The sequence below is a fragment of the Amycolatopsis camponoti genome (assembly GCF_902497555.1).
Taxonomy (GTDB): Bacteria; Actinomycetota; Actinomycetes; order Mycobacteriales; family Pseudonocardiaceae; genus Amycolatopsis; species Amycolatopsis camponoti.
The window spans coordinates 471,453-486,713 of record NZ_CABVGP010000001.1 but is presented as its reverse complement, the minus strand read 5'-3'; the positions used below and the strand labels follow the sequence as shown (position 1 = coordinate 486,713).

The following is a 15,261-nucleotide window of genomic DNA, read 5'->3' as shown; positions in this document are numbered from 1 at the left end:
GAGTTGGAGAATCGTGTAAATCGGTCAGTCAAAAAGTGCAATTGACGATTTATCGCGCGGTCACTTCACCGACGGCCGGACGCAACCCGGAGGCCATCCGCCCGATGACGGCGGCGTACTCCGCCTTCAGTCGCGGCTTGTCCACATCGGACGCCTCGGCCAGCGCCATCCCGGCCGTGCCGAGCATGCCGAACACCAGGCGGGTCGTGGTCTCGAGCGGCTGGTCGTCGATGTCGCCGCCGTCCACCAGGGCCTTGATCAGCTGCTCGACGAGCCCGTACGCGTACTGCTCCTCGGCCGCCTGCCAGCGCAGCCAGCCGAGCGCGAGCGGCGCTTCCCGCCAGACGAGCTTGCCGTAGCCGGGGTCGCAGCAGTGGTCGAGGAAGACGTCGAGCGCCGCGAAGGCCGCCGACCAGGGATCCGTCCCCCGCGCCGCCGCGGCCGCGGACAGCTCCATCGCCTCGGTCTCGAGCTGCGCGAAGACCGCCTCGAACAACGCCGTCTTGCTGGCGAAGTGGTGGTAGATCGCGCCGCGCGTGGCCTGGATGTCGCCGGCGATCTCTTCCAGCGACGTCCCGGCGAAGCCGTGTTCGGCGAACCGGCGCGTGGCCGCCGCCAGCAGAGCGGCCCGGGTGGCCTCGGAGTACTGCTCCCGCCGGCTCTTGAGGGTCGACATGCGCAAAGCATAGGACATACACTGCGTATGTCACCGACACGGCGCATGTGGGGGTTGCCATGACCGACGTAGACGAACTGCTGTTCAACCCGTTCGAGCCCGGCTTCTTCGAAAACCCGTACGCGCAGTACAAGAAGCTGCGCGACGGTGACCCGGCGCAGGAGCACCCACTGGGCTTCTGGTTCGTCTCGCGCTACGAAGACGTCTCGGCGCTGCTTCGCGCCGGCCTGTCCGTGGAGGTCACGAACCTGGCGGAGTCGCCGTTCGAGTACTTCGCCGCCGATGAAGACGCCGGCGCGCTCAACCGGTCGATGCTCGACCGCGACCCGCCCGACCACACGCGGCTGCGCTCGCTGGTGACGAAGGTGTTCACCCGCCGCGCGATCGCGGCGCTGGAGCCGAAGATCGCCGGTCTCGTCGACGCGGCGCTGGACCGCATGGCCGAGAAGGGCGAGTCGGACCTGGTCGAGGAGCTGGCGTTCCCGCTCCCGTTCGCGGTGATCTCCGAAATGCTGGGCATGCCCCCGACGGACCACTCCCGCGTCCGCGAGCTGAGCGGAACCCTGGTGCGCTCCCTGGAGATCGTCGCCGACGAGGAAACGGCCCGCGCGATCATGGCGGCGGACGCGGAGCTGACGGCGATCACGCGCGAGGTGATCGAGTGGAAGCGTCACAATCCCGCGGACGACTTGCTGACGGCCTTGATCGCAGCGGAACACGACGGCCAGGTCCTGGACGGCGACGAGCTGGTGGCCCAGGTGGTGTTGCTGTACGTAGCGGGCCACGAAACAACGGTCAACCTGATCGCGAACGGCGTCAACGCACTGCTGCGGAATCCGTCGCAGCTGACCCTGCTCCGAGACCGACCGGACCTGGCGTCGAACGCGGTGGAGGAGTTCCTGAGGTACGACTCCCCGGTCCAGCAAACCCGCCGCGTGACGACGTCCCCGTACGCGGTGGCGGGTCGCGAGATCCCCCCGGGGACGTTCGTGCTGGCGTGCTTGGGCTCGGCGAACCGGGACGAGAGGTTCTTCGGCCCGGACGCTTCGGAGCTGCGGCTGGACCGCCCGGAGGCACGTCACCAGGTGTCGTTCGGGGCGGGTCCGCACCATTGCCTGGGCGCGGCGTTGGCCCGGCTGGAGGGTCAGGTGGCGGTGAGCCGGCTGGTGCAGCGGTTCCCCGAGTTGGGTTTCGCGGGCAAGCTGGAGTGGAACGGCCGCATCAACCTGCGCGGGCCGTCGAAGTTCCCGGTAACGGTGCACCCGACGGCATGACTGACAACGGCCGCCAGAAAGGTCGCACGTCGAACACGAAGAGTAGCTCGTACGATACGAATAGCGCCTCGAAGCGCCCCCTGATCCACTTCCTCAGAGTTGCCGAATTCAACAACCTGATCGCACTGAGTGACGCCCAGTACGTCGCGCCCCGAGTGCAACTCGACCGTGGAGCCGCAAAAGTGCAGCTAACGGCCACAATGCCGCGAACACCCGAACTGTACGGGTAACAGCAAGGGCGGGATTCGTCACTCAGTGCGACAGGGGCCAGACGAGCGAATACCATCGAAATCCGCCCGGCCGGTGGCACACTGAAGGAAGCCGCTGCACGTGCAGCAGCTTCAGCGGCAAGCCCATACGGGAGGCGGTGATCAATTTTGCCCGGCAGATCTGAATCAGTTTATCCGGCGACTGGATCACCGTTGCTCGACCGACGGTCACACTTGTATCTCGCCGTAACGAGCACGCCGAGCCGCACGACTGTGCAGTCGTCGGCGGCGCTCGAATTCGATCTTCACGATTCTGGATCGATGACAGCGCCGGAGCCTCGGCGAATCCGCCACCCGGCCCGTGCGGCGGCGATTCGACCGCATGCATCGGGGTGGTGGGTTGAGTTGCGTGTCCTGGCTGTGATCCTGATAGCAGCGGTCACCTGGGCCACATTTTTCAATATCACCAAGAGCGCCCAGAGCTTGAACGGCTACAACCTGACCGCCGCGATCATCGTTGCCGTCGCCGTTGGCGCTCAGCGGATCTCCGCCGTCCAGCGCTGGCTGACCGCGCCGAAGAGCAAGCGTCAGGAGTTGATCGAGGGCGTCGCCCAGCGAACTCTCGTCAACCTGTGCCGCAACTGCGTTGTCACCGATACGCTCCTGGAACTACGGGTCCATATTTGGGAAGTTCCACTGTGGTACCGGAAAATATTTCCCTATAGGTTTCGCGTTTGGTGGAAACATCTTCCGGTCTGGGACAGGTTGACCCGAGTTGCAATTCGCCCAGCCTTGAAACGAACCGCAGCGGTAGGACTGATGAAGCATGCACCGTCAGGCGTGAAGTTCCGCAAGGGACGAGGACTCGTTGGCGTGTGCATCGCCAACAATATCCGCGCCGAGATTCTGATCTTGGATGCGAACGACGAGACGTACCAGCAGGCACTGGCCGCAGGCAGCGAAGAAGAGTGGCAAGAAAAAGGCGTCGATATCACCAAGAACTTGTCCTTGGAGGACGCGAAGCGACTCGCGGCGCTGTACGGGTTCGTCATCGCACGCGTTCTCCAGGACGGCACCTCGGGCGAAGCGACCGGCTGCGTGACCATAAGCGTGACGAACGCCAATGACCCAGACTTCGACTTCTCTCGAAACGAGCGATTCAAGGAGGCTTTGGTCGACTGCGCGATGACCGTTTCACTTGCATAGAAAGCTGAATGACATTCAACGAACGAAAGGAGCACCATGGTTCGGATCGAAAAGATGCTACCGGGCGAGGCCGAGGGCAACGTGAGGCCTGAGGATTACGGCTTCGGGGTGATCAAGGTCGAGGAGCCGACCGGCCCGGAAGCAGCCGAGCGCATCGGCAAGTTGTACGAGGAAGCCAAAGAGCAAACCGGTGTCGCCGACCCGCAGATCGAGCACTATCTCGGCGAACTGGCAGCCGGCCAGGCGCGGAAGCCACGCCGTCGTCTCCGAGGACGTCTACACAGGATCGAGAAGGCGGCCAAGCGCTCGTAACCCTGATGGGCTAATGTGCCCGTGCTATGACGAACCAAGTGGACCAGTCACGGTGGTCATTTGGGGGGCGGACTGGCCCTGACCTGCAGACTCACACCTCGAGTACGACCATCAGCGCGTCCACTTCCCACCCACACGCCTGCCTCGACACCGGTCCGGTTCGGACACTGCTGGCCAAGCACACCCACGAGGTGCGCCCGAGGCGCCGCTTCGGTTCGGCGGATCTGGTGATCGACCCGAACGTCTTCGACCCGACGCTGACGAGCGTCTCACCATTCCTTTTGCAGTCGTTGCAGTTTCAGGTCGGCGAACGCGTTCTCGACATGTTCTGCGGCAGCGGCGCCTTCGCAATCAACGCCGCACTCCGCGGGGCAAAGGTGGTCGCCGTCGACGCGTACCCCGAACCCGTTGCCTGTGCGCGTGCCAACGCCGCGCTGAACAACGTCACTGACGCCGTCGAAATTCGCCTGGGAACCTTCGGCGAGAGCCTGCGTCCAGACGAACGCTTCGACGTGATCGTCGCCAACCCGCCGCTTCTTCCGATCACTCCGTACGACACGTTGTCGGCGGCGGTCATGGACACTGACCTGCTCGCGACGTCATCGTTCATCGCCGGGCTTCCGACGCACCTGGCCGACCGCGGCCGGTGCTACCTCGTGACATCGAGTGTCTCCGAGCGGATCGGCTTCGATGTCGACCGGCAGTGCCGGGCCGTGGGACTCGAATCAAGCGTGATCGCAAAGTTGGAGCGTGGGTACGAGTCCTACCGCATTCACGAGTTGAGGCTCGACCCGAGCCCGCCTCGTTGAGGCTATCTGCACAGGAGTCCATCTTTGCTTGGGCCTGGTGGTGCCCCCGACGGGGTTCGAACCCGCACTGTGTCGATTTTAAGTCGACTGCCTCTGCCGGTTGGGCTACGGGGGCACCGCACACTCTAGGTGATGGCCGCTAGTGCAGCGTCCACGACTGGTTCGCCGCGCCCGTGCAGGTCCAGATCTGCAGCGGTGTTCCGTCCGCTGAGCTCGGGCCCGTCGCGTCCAGGCACTTGCCCGAGGCCGGGTTCACCAGCTGGCTTCCCGAGGCCGTCCACTGCTGGGCGCCCGTTCCGTTGCAGTCGTACAGCTGCACCCGGGACCCGTTCGCCGTGCCCGCCGAAGCCACGTCCAGGCACTTGCCAAGCGCTCGCAAAGTACCCGAGGAAGCAGTCCACTGCTGCGCACCAGTCCCGTTGCACGTGTACAGATCGACCGTCGTCCCGTTGGCGGTCGAAGCACCCGCCACGTCCACGCACTTGCCGCCGTAGCCCGTGATCGTGCCGCCGCCGGCGGGGGGCGGAGTCGTCGTGCCGCCCGTGATCGCGTTGAAGATACGAGAGTACGCATAGCCCGTCGCGCGGTCGTAGTCCTGCAACTCCCAGAATGACAGCTCCGCCACCCCGTTCGACGCCGCGAACGTCTCCAGCTGCTGCGCGTCCGACTGGCTGAACTGGGCGCCGTCGTCGTTGCGGCCCGCGATTGGGGTCAGGCCCATCATCGCGTACGCCGCCGAGGTCGAGATTCCGTACAGGCTCGACAGCTGGGACGCCGATGCGCGCGCCGCCGAGAGGGCGTCGCTCAGGACTGGCTGGCCGTCGTAGAAGTCCATCACCATCAGGTTGACCACGCTGACCTTGACGCCCTTGTTCTTCGCGTCGCGCAGGAGATCCAGCTCGTTCGACGGGATGCCCGTCGGGTCGACCGCCAGCGTGTAGTCGACCTGGACCGCGCCGTTCTGCTGCTGCAGCGCCGCCAGCGCGGAGTTGCGGCGCTGGTTCGACGCCGTGTCGTTCAGGACGCCGCCTTCGATGTCGAAGTCCAGGCGGGGCGTGCCGTAGGTGTTGACGACGTTGGCGTACGCCGCGGTCAGGCTCGACGTGTTCGTGCAGGTCTGGGCCAGCTCGCCGCCCTCCGCGCCGCCGAACGACGGGATGACGTTGCCGCCCGCCGACTGCAGTGCGGTGATCTGGGACTTGAACGAGCCGACGCCGGTGCCGTTCGCCTCCCACACCGGCGTGCAGCCGGACTGCGGGGTCAGGAACGCCAGCGTGAAGAACTTCGTGCCGGTCGCGTTCATGTCCGCGGCCATCTGGCCGGCGTCGCCGTCGCTGATCTGCAGGTACGGCGCCGCGTAGTGGGCGGGGAAGGCGGGCGTGGCCGCGGCGGCGGTGGACGGTGTCAGGGCGAGCGCGGCGACGACGGGCAGCGCCGCTACGAGTGCCGCTTTGGTACGGGAAAAGGGCATGGCAAAGCTCCAAGGGGGACCGTGGGGAAAGGAGCCGGAGCGGACTTATTCCGCGTTGTGAAGAAAGGGTTTACCCGCTCACCGGCCCAGTTGTCCAGACCATGTCGCTCACCGGCACACAGCCGGATTTTTCCCCGCAATAACCCCAAAAAGCCCTTATCCGCCGCTTTTCCCGGACGACTCGTCGGCGCGGCGGTACTCCAGCCAGCGCTGCCCCACGAGATCCCAGACGCGCTGGTAGTCGTCGAACTTCGCGCGGATCACCTCGACGTCGAGCTGCTCCGGCGGCGTCGACGCGACGTAGAAACCGAGGTCGTCGCGCAGCCGGTAGAACCGCGACTGCACCTCTTCCATCAGCACCCACAGCGACCGCCAGGCGAAGAACGGCTCCAGCGCGCTCACCACGGTGACGATCGCGACGAGCGCGAACGCCGTCCCGGTCCACCCGTCGAGGTTCTGCAGCCCGAGGATGATCGTCGACGTCGCCGAAAGCGCCAGCGCCACCAGCCGGATCGACACCGCCCGGCGCCGGAAGCGGGACTTCCGGTTTCGCGCGTACTCGTTGGCCTTCTCGATCCGGGCCAGGACGTCCTGGGCGAGCTCGAGCGGCGACAGTCCCGGCGTCGGCGGGTCGGACTGGATCGGCGGTTTCACCGGCCGAGAATACCGGCCGGGCACGCAAAAGAGCCCCGGTCACCAGGACCGGGGCTCTCCGCGAAAGAACGTCAGGACTTCGAGACGCGCGCGAACTCGTCCTTCGGGTTGTTGATCTGCCCGAGCGAGATCACCTCACGCCGGAACAGCCCACCGAGGATCCAGTCGAACAGGATGCGGATCTTGCGGTTCCACGTCGGCATCGCCTTGAGGTGGTACGCGCGGTGGAACAGCCACGCCGGGAAGCCCTTGATCTTCAGGTTCAGCGCGTCGGCCACGCCCTTGTGCAGGCCGAGGCTCGCGACCGCGCCGAGGTTCTTGTGGAAGTAGTCCTTCGGCTTGCCGCCGCGGATCACCTTGATGATGTTCTTCGCCAGCAGCCTCGCCTGGCGAACCGCGTGCTGCGCGTTCGGCGGGCACGTGGCCGTCGGGTCCTCTTCGGTGCGCGAGAGGTCCGGGATCGCGGCGTTGTCGCCCGCGGTCCACACGTCCGGGTGACCGACGACCTGCATCGCGGCCGTCGCCTCGAGGCGGCCGCGCTTGTCGAGCGGCAGGTCCGAGTTGGCCAGCACCGGGTTGGCCTTCACGCCGGCGGTCCAGATGAGCGTGTCGGTGTCGAACTCCGTGCCGTCCGAAAGCACGACGTGGCCGTTCTCGAACGACTTCGCCGCCGTCGACAGGTAGACCTCGATGCCGCGCTTCTCCAGCTGCTCGACCGTGTACACGCCGAGCGTCTCGCGGACCTCGGGCAGGATGCGCCCGGCGGCCTCGACGAGCACCCAGCGGACGTCGGCCGGCTGGATGTTCGGGTAGTAGTTCTCGACCGCGAACCGGGTCATGTCCTCGAGCTCGGCCAGCGCTTCGATGCCGGCGAACCCGCCGCCGACGACGGTGAACGTCAGCAGGCGCTTGCGCAGCTCGGGGTCCAGCGTGCTGGCGGCCTCGTCGAGCTTGGTCATGATGTGGTTGCGGAGGTAGATCGCCTCGCCGATGGTCTTGAAGGCGATGCCCTGCTCGACCAGGCCCGGGATCGGCAGGATGCGCGCGACGGCGCCGAGCGCGACGACCAGGACGTCGTAGCCGAGCTGCTCGATGTGGCCGTCGGCGGCTTCGACCGTGACGGACTTCTTGTCGTTCTCGATCTTGGTGACGCGCGCGGTAAGCACGTGGCAGCGCTTGAGCACGCGCCGCAGCGGCACGACCACGTGCCGGGGCTCGATCGCGCCGGCCGCGGCCTCCGGGAGGAACGGCGCGTAGGTCATGTGGGGCTGCGGGTCAACGACGGTCACGGAGGCCTCGTTGGCCCGGAGCATCTTCTGGAGGCCGTACGCCGTGTAGAGCCCGACGTACCCACCACCGAGGACGAGGATCCGAGTCGGTTCCGACTTCGACTTCGCAGCAGCCATGTCCTCATGGTGACACCTTCCGGAGCGCCTCGCTCGGGGACCCCATCTCGCTGTGACCAGCGTCGCTGCGGTTTCCGTAACGATTCAGTTCGGCGCAGTCACCGAGGCCGCGGCCCGGAAGACGCCGGCCACCATGGCGTGGGTCACGAGCCGAGTCTGGACATTCCGCGGCGACACGTGATAACAGCCGAAAAGGCGCAGGTCGTCCAGTTCCACGACCGCGCCGTGCGCGAACGCCGGACGCGGCCGCGGCACCGGCCAGCCCGCCTCGGCGAGCACGGGCAGTAACGCCTGCCACCCGAAGGCGCCGAGCACGACGATCGCCCGCAGTGTCGGACGTAACAGCACCAGTTCCTCGGCGAGCCACGGACGGCACGTGTCGCGCTCGGCCGGCGTCGGCTTGTTCTCCGGCGGCGCGCAGCGCACGGGCGAGACGAGCCGGGTGCGGTACAGCTCGAGGCCGTCCCCGATCCGCTCGGACGTCGGCTGCGACGCGAGCCCCACCTCGTGCAGGACGCGGAAGAGGAAGTCACCCGAAGGGTCGCCGGTGAACATCCGGCCGGTGCGGTTGGCACCGTGCGCCGAGGGCGCGAGCCCGACGACGGCGATCGACGCGTCCGGCGGCCCGAAGCCCGGCACCGGCCGCGCCCAGTACTCCTCGCCGCGGAAGGCCGCCTTGGTGCCCACGACACCCTCGCGCCAGGTCACGAGGCGCGGGCAGGCGCGGCACCCGGCCACGGCGGCGTCCAGCTCGGCCAGTGACCTCATCGCAGCGCCACCCGGGACAGCCGGTCGGCCAGCCGCGTCGTCTCGGGCAGCCGGTAGCGCGGGGCCAGCGCCAGGGTCAGCCGGCAGGCGTGGGCCAGGGCGATCCGGTGCCCGGCCGAGACGTACACCGGCTTGACGCCGTCCTGGGTCCGCAGCACCGCGCCGACCTCCTCGCCGGCGTCGACCAGCGGCTCCGCCGAGCCCCGGGACGGCCCCGGCTCGGCGTGCGAGCCGACGAACCGCGTCTTGCCGACGCCGAAGGCGGGCAGCCCGGTCAGCACGCCGAGATGGCACGCGAGGCCGAAGCGCCGCGGGTGGGCGAGGCCGTGGCCGTCGCAGACCAGGACGTCCGGCTCGCGGTCCAGCCGCTCGAGCGCGGCCAGCAGCGGCGGCAGCTCGCGGAAGGCGAACAGGCCCGGTTCGTACGGGAAGACGGCCCGCGCGCGGTGCGTCCGCTGCTCGACCACGGTGAGCCCGGTGGTCTCGAGGGTGACGACGGCCGCGGCGATCCCGTCGGCACCGTCGTAGGCGACGTCGAGACCGGTCACCGTCGGCGGCAGCTCCGCGAGGTCGTCGACGAGGTCGACCAGGCCGCGCAGCCGTTCCTGCACGGCGAGCGCGTCCTCGGCCGTCTTCGGCCAGTCCCCGGTGTGCACCAAGTCACCCTGCCACAACTAGGTTGGGTCCATGGCGGACACGACCCCCGAAGAGGCCCCCGAGAAGAAGGCTCCGGAAGCGACGGAGATCCCGGCCGAGCCGACCGACGACATCGTCACGACCCAGCACACGATCACCGTGAAGCGGAAGAAGCTCGCGTACACGGCGAAGGCGGGCCGGATCGTCCTCCGCAAGGAGATCGTCAAGGACGGCAAGTCGGAGGGGCACAAGGCGAAGGCGGAGGTGTTCCTCACCTCCTACACCCTCGACGACGCCGACCCGGGCACGCGGCCGGTGACGTTCGCCTTCAACGGCGGCCCCGGCTCGTCGAGCATCTGGCTACACATGGGCCTGCTGGGCCCGCGCCGGGTGCTCTCGGGTGACGTCGACGACCTCGTGCCGCCGCCCTACGGGCTGGCCGACAACCCCGAGACGCTGCTGGCGCACAGCGACCTCGTGTTCATCGACCCGGTGTCGACCGGCTACTCGCGCGCGTCCGACGGCGGCGAGACCAAGGACTTCCACGGCTTCAAGGGCGACATCGAGTCGGTCGGCGAGATCATCCGGCTGTGGGTGTCACGCCACCAGCGCTGGCTGTCGCCGAAGTTCCTGGCCGGCGAGTCGTACGGCACGCTGCGCGCCGCCGGGCTGGCCGCGCACCTGCAGGAGCGGCACGGGCTCTACCTCAACGGCCTGCTGCTGATCTCGTCGGTGCTCGACCTCGGCACGCTGCGGTTCACCGAGGGCAACGACCTGCCGTACTCGCTGTACGTGCCGACGTACGCGGCGATCGCGCACTACCACGGCCTGCACGGCGACCGGCCGCTCGACGACGTCCTGGCCGACGCCGAGGACTTCGCCGCGAAGGACCTGCCGTACGTGCTTTCGCGCGGCGCGCGGCTGTCCACGCAGGACCGCGCGGAGGCGGTCGCCACGCTGGCGTCGCTGACCGGGCTCAGCGAGTCCTATGTGGACCGGGTGAACCTGCGGATCGAACACGTGCGGTTCTTCACCGAGCTGCTGCGCGACCGCGGCCTGACGGTCGGCCGGATGGACGGCCGCTTCACGACCTGGGAGCCCGACGGCGGCCGCGAGCACATGAGCGACGACCCGTCGATCTCGCGCGTGATCGGCGCGTACGCGGCGTCGTTCAACCACTACGTGCGGGCCGAGCTCGGGTACGAGAACGACCTGCCGTACGAGCTCATCCACGAGGACACGTTCAAGGCGTGGTCGTACTCGGACTTCGAGGGCCGCTCGGTGTCGGTGGTCGACTCGGTGAGCGCGGCGATGCGCGCGAACCCGCACCTGCAGGTCCACGTGGCGTTCGGCCACTACGACGGCGCGACGGCCTACTTCGCGGCCGAGCACGTGCTGGCCCACCTGCAGATCCCGGAGGAGCTGCGCGACAACATCGACACGGCGTACTACCCGGCCGGGCACATGATGTACGTCCACGAGCCGACCCGGGTGCAGCAGGCGAAGGACCTCGCGAAGTTCGTCAAGAAGGCCTCGAACCGCTGAGCCTCACCGGTCCCTGGAGAGGCCCGGCTCCAGGGACCGGTGGAGTTCGTCGTCGCTCCGGCACCTTCAGCGGGGTTCCGGTGGAGACCAGTCGACGGCGGTCCCGCGCGGCAGCGGGTCGCCGTACCGGCCGGGTGGCAGTGGCCGGCGGCCCCGGACGTACGCGACCAGCTCCGTGACCACGACCAGCGCGACGTACGCGACCAGCCACGGCCCGTACGCCGGCGGCAGCCGGTGCGTGACGACGTCCAGGAGCGGCGGGACCGCCGCGAAGGACGGTGACGCCGCGTGGAGGTTCTCCGCCAGCAGGCCGCGGTAGACCGCGAACGAAGCCTCGTCCTCGGCGAGCACCGGAGCCCGCAGGAAGCTGGTCAGGATCGCGCCCGCGCAGAGCGCGCTCACCCCGAGCAGCGTCAGCCAACCGGCGGCGCGGGCCGCCGGGAGCAGGGAAACCGCGAGGGCCGCGCCGCCGCCGTAGGCCAGCACGGCGGACGCGACGAACCAGCCGTCGAGAGGCTTCGCCGGCGGGCCGGGCCACGGGCTCGTGTGCTTCGCCAGCTCCCGCTGCCGGGACCTGGCCGCCCGCCACATCGTCAGCTGGGCGACGAAGCACACGACGTACGCGGGCAGGCTCGCGGTCGCGCCGAAGAGCTGGGCGTGGGCGATCCCGGCGACGAGCGCGAGGACCCCGAACAGCAGGAACCACGGCAGGACGCGGATCGTGCCGGCGTTGCGCGTGGCCAGCAGCGCGCCGATGTACGGGGTCGGCCTCGCCACGGGCCGGCCGCGGCTCGCCAGCCAGCGCAGACTTGATTCGTGCTCGGTCATCCGGTTTCCCCGTAGTAGCCGCCGGCGGGCAACGCGGGCGCCCGGCGCCGCTGGACGAACCACGCGACGGCGTGCGTGGCCACCGCGAGCGCGACGTAACCGAGGAACCACGGGCGGCCCGGCAGGTCCTCCGACACGAGGTCGGGGACCACCGGCACCGCGAAGACCGACGGCGGGGCGAGGAGCACGTCTTCCCGCCGCGTCACGGCGTCGACCGCCAGCGAGCCTTCGTCCTCGGCGAGGACGGGCCGCCGGAGCACGCCGGTCAGGATCACCGCGTCCACGACCGCGCCGAGCGCGAGCAGGCCGAGCCAGAACAGCGCCCAGACCGAACCCCGGGCCGCCAGCGCGACACCGAGGACGGCACCGCCGCCGAAGGTGATCAGGAGGGCGATGAGGTACCAGCCGCTCACCACCTCCGGCCACGGCGGGGGCGGCCGGTCCAGGCGCCGGTCCCCCAGCTGCACCGCCGCCCGCCGATCGCCGGCGCGGACGTGGAGCCACGCCCGCAGCGAAGCCCACGCGGCGATCAAGGAGCAGAACCCGCCGTCGGGCAGGTCGCCGTGGTCCACTCCGGGCAGGAGCCGCAGCATCTGGTAGCCGAAGATCCCGAGGAACGTCACCGCGCCCAGGACGAAGACGACGGTGAAGGCCTCAGGCGCCGGCTTCCCGCCGCGGACGCTCAGCCGCGCGGTCAGCACCGTGGTCGGCTCGGCGACCCGGACGCCGCGGCGGCCGAGCCACTTGGCCGCCACCCGCTCTTCCGCCGACACCACGATCATCAGGCCGCACCCCTCCCCTGTCGCGCACTACACGCGCGAGGTGCCGAAAGGGTTTACCGGCCGTAGAAGCCCGGCGGCAGCCGCCGGTACCGGCGGCGGACCAGCAGCCAGCCGGTCAGCTGCAGCCCCAGCACGACGACCAGGTAGGCGAGCGCGAACCACTCCAGCGGGCCGGGCTCCAGCCAGTCGACCACCGGTAGCGACGCCACCACCAGCACGTACGGCGCCGGCGACGCGAACCGATACGCGTCCTCCGCGCGCAGCAGCCCGTCGACCAGGTGGGATGCCGCGTCCTCCGCGATGACCGGGGCGCGCAGCACCCGGCCCAGCACCAGTGCCGTCGCTCCCGCACCGGCCGCCAGCGCGAACGTGTGCGCCGCGACCGCGATCGCCGCCGGGTACCGCGTGGGGACAGCCGGCTCGGTCATGAACGCGGCCGCGCACAACGCCGCGCCGCCGACGAACGTGACGGCCGTCGAGGCCAGGTACCAGCCTCCGACGAGCTTCGCCGTCGCGTTCAAGGGCGGCGGAGACGTACCCGCCCACCGCTCGGCCACCTGCTCGCGGCGTTGCGCGTGCCGCCAGCGAACCACCTGGTAAGCCGCGCAGAGCACGATGAGGAAGGCGGCCTTCCCCGGCAGCTCGACCGACTCGAGCTACACCCAGCAGAACGGCCACAGCGCCAGCAGCACGATCCCGTAGCCCGGCCCCCGGGTCCGGGCGTCGCGCGCGCCGAGGCGCAGGGCCAGCACGCGGGTCGGCAGCCAGACCAGCACCCCCCGCCGGGCCAGCCACATCCGCGCGACGCCCACCTCCGCGAGCGTCGGCTCGCCCGGCAACCTCGGGTCCACCGGCAACGCCGGCTCACGCACATCCACCCCGGAATCCCCCCTCGATCCCGGTGTACACGCGGAACGCCCCGGGAAGGTGGGCTTCCCGGGGCGTTCCCTGAACCTTTCTTTACTTCAGGTACTGCGACCCGTGGGTCACCGCCGCGTAGGCGTCGACGGCGCCGTGGCCGTAGAAGCCGTTGAACGACGGGTCACCCACGCACGTCGCCGTGAACTCCGGCCCGCGGCCTTCGTCCAGGTAGTCCACCGTGCGCGGCACCGGGCAGGCGATCTGGGACGCCGTGCCCTCGAGCACGCGCTGGACCTTGTCCGGGTCCAGGCCGAACTCGCCGTGGGTCTTCTTGCCGTACTGGGAAACGATCAGCGCCGACACGCCCGTCGCGTGCGGCGTCGCCATCGACGTGCCCTGGAGCCACTGGTAGTAGCCGACCCGGCCGTCGGCCGCCGTCGCCTTCTGGACGCCGAGCGCGACCCCTTCCGGCGTCACGTTGCCCGCCGCGTCGATGTTGCCCTCGGCGACACCCACGTTCTTCGGGTACGTCGACAGGATCTCGTTCTCGACCGTGCGGAACCACGGGGTGCCGAAACCGTCGCGGAAGTACCCGCCCGGCCCGGAAACCGAGATCTGCTCGGTGCCGTAGTTCGAGTAGTCCGCCTTCGCCTGCGACGGCCCGAACGCGCTGACGCCGATCGTGTGATTGCCCTCGACCGGCAGGCTCAGGCAGGAGCTGTTGTCGACCTGACGCGGGTGCGTCGTGTTCGCCGGGTAGTCCGGGCTCGTGGTGTCCGGCTGCGGCGCGCCGAGGTCGGTGTGCTGGTTGCCCAGCGCGACGACCATGGTGACGCCCTTGCGGTGCGCGTAGTTCAGCGCCCGCTGGGTCGCCTCGATGATCGTGCGCTGCTCGGCCTGCTCCGCGGCCGAGTCGGCCGGGTTCGCCTGGCAGTTGTACAGCCACGGGTCGGTGTAGAACGACATGTTGACGACGTCGATGCCGGCGTCGCCGGCGTAGGTCAGCGCGTCGACGGTCGGCTGCAGGAAGAAGTAGCCCGAGTCCTGGCCGGCGCGGATGTTGACCAGCGTCACGTTCGGTGCGACACCGGAGACGCCGAAGCCGTTGGCCGCGGCGGCGATGGTGCCGGCGACGTGCGTGCCGTGGCCGCCGTCGTCGTGGTTGGCCGGGTCGACGCAGCCGCGGAACTCGCACGGGCCGTCGACCTCGACGCCGTTGACGTCGAACGGGATGTCCTTGGTGAAGTTGCGCGAGTCGGCCGCGTCGAAGTTCGGCGCGATGTCCGGGTGCGTGCCGTCGATGCCGGTGTCGATGACGCCGACCTTGACCTGCTTGCTGCCCGGCTGCTTGGTGCGCGAGAGGTCCGAGCGGACGGACTTGAGGCCCCAGAGCTGGTCGTCCAGCGGGTCCATCCCGACGGCCTTGTTCGCGGCGGCCTTCTTCGACGCCGTGCCGCGGCCTTCCTTCTCGGCGTTGTCGCTCTTGGCCTTCTTGCCGTTCTTCGGCAGCGAGCCGATGACCTGGGCCTTGGCCGCGCCGAACACGGCCCGGTTCGCCGAGACGCGCTCGGTGAACCCGGTGGCCGGTGCGCTGGCCTTGACGAGGCCGACGGCGGTGTTCGTCTCCAGCACGGTGCCACCCGCGGCCTTGATCGCCTGCTGGACGGCGCCGATGCTCTGCGTGTCCTTGGCGAGCACGGTGAATTCGGTGGCCGGGCCGGACAGCGCGGGCTGCGCCGACGCGACCGGGACCGCGACGGCCGAGATCGCCCCGAACAGCGGGACGGCCATGGCCGCGGCGAGAAGCCTGGGTCTCTTCACGAT

16 protein-coding genes and 1 tRNA gene are annotated in these 15,261 nt (G+C 69.2%); 5 read left to right on the top strand and 12 right to left on the bottom strand.

Annotation, left to right across the window (positions count from 1 at the left end; all coding sequences use genetic code 11):
* Nucleotides 1-49: 49 nt before the first annotated feature.
* Nucleotides 50-676 (bottom strand): TetR/AcrR family transcriptional regulator, encoded by a 627-nt coding sequence (locus tag AA23TX_RS02395; RefSeq protein WP_155540958.1) that lies wholly within the window; start codon nt 674-676, stop codon nt 50-52.
* Nucleotides 677-735: 59 nt separating this feature from the next.
* Between AA23TX_RS02395 and AA23TX_RS02390 the strand changes: the two genes are divergently transcribed.
* The 4 genes from AA23TX_RS02390 (at nt 736) to AA23TX_RS02375 (ending at nt 4,486) form a co-directional block, all read left to right on the top strand.
* Nucleotides 736-1,950, top strand: coding sequence for a cytochrome P450 (locus tag AA23TX_RS02390; RefSeq protein WP_155540957.1), 1,215 nt, complete (start codon nt 736-738; stop codon nt 1,948-1,950).
* Nucleotides 1,951-2,480: 530 nt separating this feature from the next.
* Complete coding sequence (locus tag AA23TX_RS02385; protein ID WP_155540956.1) at nt 2,481-3,365, top strand: hypothetical protein; 885 nt, start codon at nt 2,481-2,483, stop codon at nt 3,363-3,365.
* A 36-nt stretch (nt 3,366-3,401) separates the two neighbouring features.
* Nucleotides 3,402-3,677 (top strand): hypothetical protein, encoded by a 276-nt coding sequence (locus AA23TX_RS02380; RefSeq protein ID WP_155540955.1) that lies wholly within the window; start codon nt 3,402-3,404, stop codon nt 3,675-3,677.
* Nucleotides 3,678-3,904: 227 nt separating this feature from the next.
* Nucleotides 3,905-4,486, top strand: a complete 582-nt coding sequence (locus AA23TX_RS02375) for a methyltransferase (RefSeq protein WP_196425152.1) — start codon at nt 3,905-3,907, stop codon at nt 4,484-4,486.
* 38 nt (nt 4,487-4,524) lie between these two features.
* On the opposite strand, the gene AA23TX_RS02370 is transcribed toward AA23TX_RS02375, so the two are convergent.
* The 6 genes from AA23TX_RS02370 to AA23TX_RS02345 all read right to left on the bottom strand — a co-directional run bounded on the left by AA23TX_RS02370 (nt 4,525) and on the right by AA23TX_RS02345 (nt 9,441).
* Nucleotides 4,525-4,601: transfer RNA gene (locus AA23TX_RS02370), tRNA-Leu, on the bottom strand.
* Between the two features lie 24 nt (nt 4,602-4,625).
* The gene (locus AA23TX_RS02365) at nt 4,626-5,957 is read right to left on the bottom strand and encodes a lectin (protein ID WP_155540953.1); all 1,332 of its coding nucleotides are present in this window, start codon (nt 5,955-5,957) and stop codon (nt 4,626-4,628) included.
* 156 nt (nt 5,958-6,113) lie between these two features.
* Entirely contained in the window at nt 6,114-6,611 is a 498-nt protein-coding gene (locus AA23TX_RS02360) for an SLATT domain-containing protein (protein ID WP_155540952.1), read from the bottom strand.
* 71 nt (nt 6,612-6,682) lie between these two features.
* A complete protein-coding gene (locus AA23TX_RS02355; protein ID WP_155540951.1) occupies nt 6,683-8,017 on the bottom strand; it encodes an NAD(P)/FAD-dependent oxidoreductase in 1,335 nt (444 codons plus the stop codon).
* Between the two features lie 84 nt (nt 8,018-8,101).
* A complete protein-coding gene (locus AA23TX_RS02350) occupies nt 8,102-8,785 on the bottom strand; it encodes a uracil-DNA glycosylase (RefSeq protein WP_155540950.1) in 684 nt (227 codons plus the stop codon).
* On the bottom strand, nt 8,782-9,441 hold the full coding sequence (locus tag AA23TX_RS02345) for an endonuclease V (protein ID WP_155540949.1): 660 nt from the start codon (nt 9,439-9,441) through the stop codon (nt 8,782-8,784). The genes AA23TX_RS02350 and AA23TX_RS02345 overlap by 4 nt, the downstream gene beginning before the upstream one ends.
* Nucleotides 9,442-9,472: 31 nt before the next feature.
* On the opposite strand from AA23TX_RS02345, the gene AA23TX_RS02340 reads away from it, so the two are divergent.
* The gene (locus AA23TX_RS02340) at nt 9,473-10,966 is read left to right on the top strand and encodes a S10 family peptidase (RefSeq protein WP_155540948.1); all 1,494 of its coding nucleotides are present in this window, start codon (nt 9,473-9,475) and stop codon (nt 10,964-10,966) included.
* 66 nt (nt 10,967-11,032) lie between these two features.
* On the opposite strand, the gene AA23TX_RS02335 is transcribed toward AA23TX_RS02340, so the two are convergent.
* From AA23TX_RS02335 to AA23TX_RS02315, 5 genes are all read right to left on the bottom strand, one after another.
* The gene (locus AA23TX_RS02335) at nt 11,033-11,794 is read right to left on the bottom strand and encodes a hypothetical protein (protein ID WP_155540947.1); all 762 of its coding nucleotides are present in this window, start codon (nt 11,792-11,794) and stop codon (nt 11,033-11,035) included.
* Nucleotides 11,791-12,576, bottom strand: coding sequence for a hypothetical protein (locus AA23TX_RS02330; protein WP_155540946.1), 786 nt, complete (start codon nt 12,574-12,576; stop codon nt 11,791-11,793). The genes AA23TX_RS02335 and AA23TX_RS02330 overlap by 4 nt, the downstream gene beginning before the upstream one ends.
* A gap of 53 nt (nt 12,577-12,629) precedes the next feature.
* A complete protein-coding gene (locus AA23TX_RS02325; RefSeq protein ID WP_155540945.1) occupies nt 12,630-13,190 on the bottom strand; it encodes a hypothetical protein in 561 nt (186 codons plus the stop codon).
* Nucleotides 13,191-13,232: 42 nt separating this feature from the next.
* Nucleotides 13,233-13,454, bottom strand: coding sequence for a hypothetical protein (locus tag AA23TX_RS02320; RefSeq protein WP_155540944.1), 222 nt, complete (start codon nt 13,452-13,454; stop codon nt 13,233-13,235).
* Between the two features lie 82 nt (nt 13,455-13,536).
* A complete protein-coding gene (locus AA23TX_RS02315; protein WP_196425399.1) occupies nt 13,537-15,228 on the bottom strand; it encodes a S8 family serine peptidase in 1,692 nt (563 codons plus the stop codon).
* Nucleotides 15,229-15,261 lie beyond the last annotated feature (33 nt).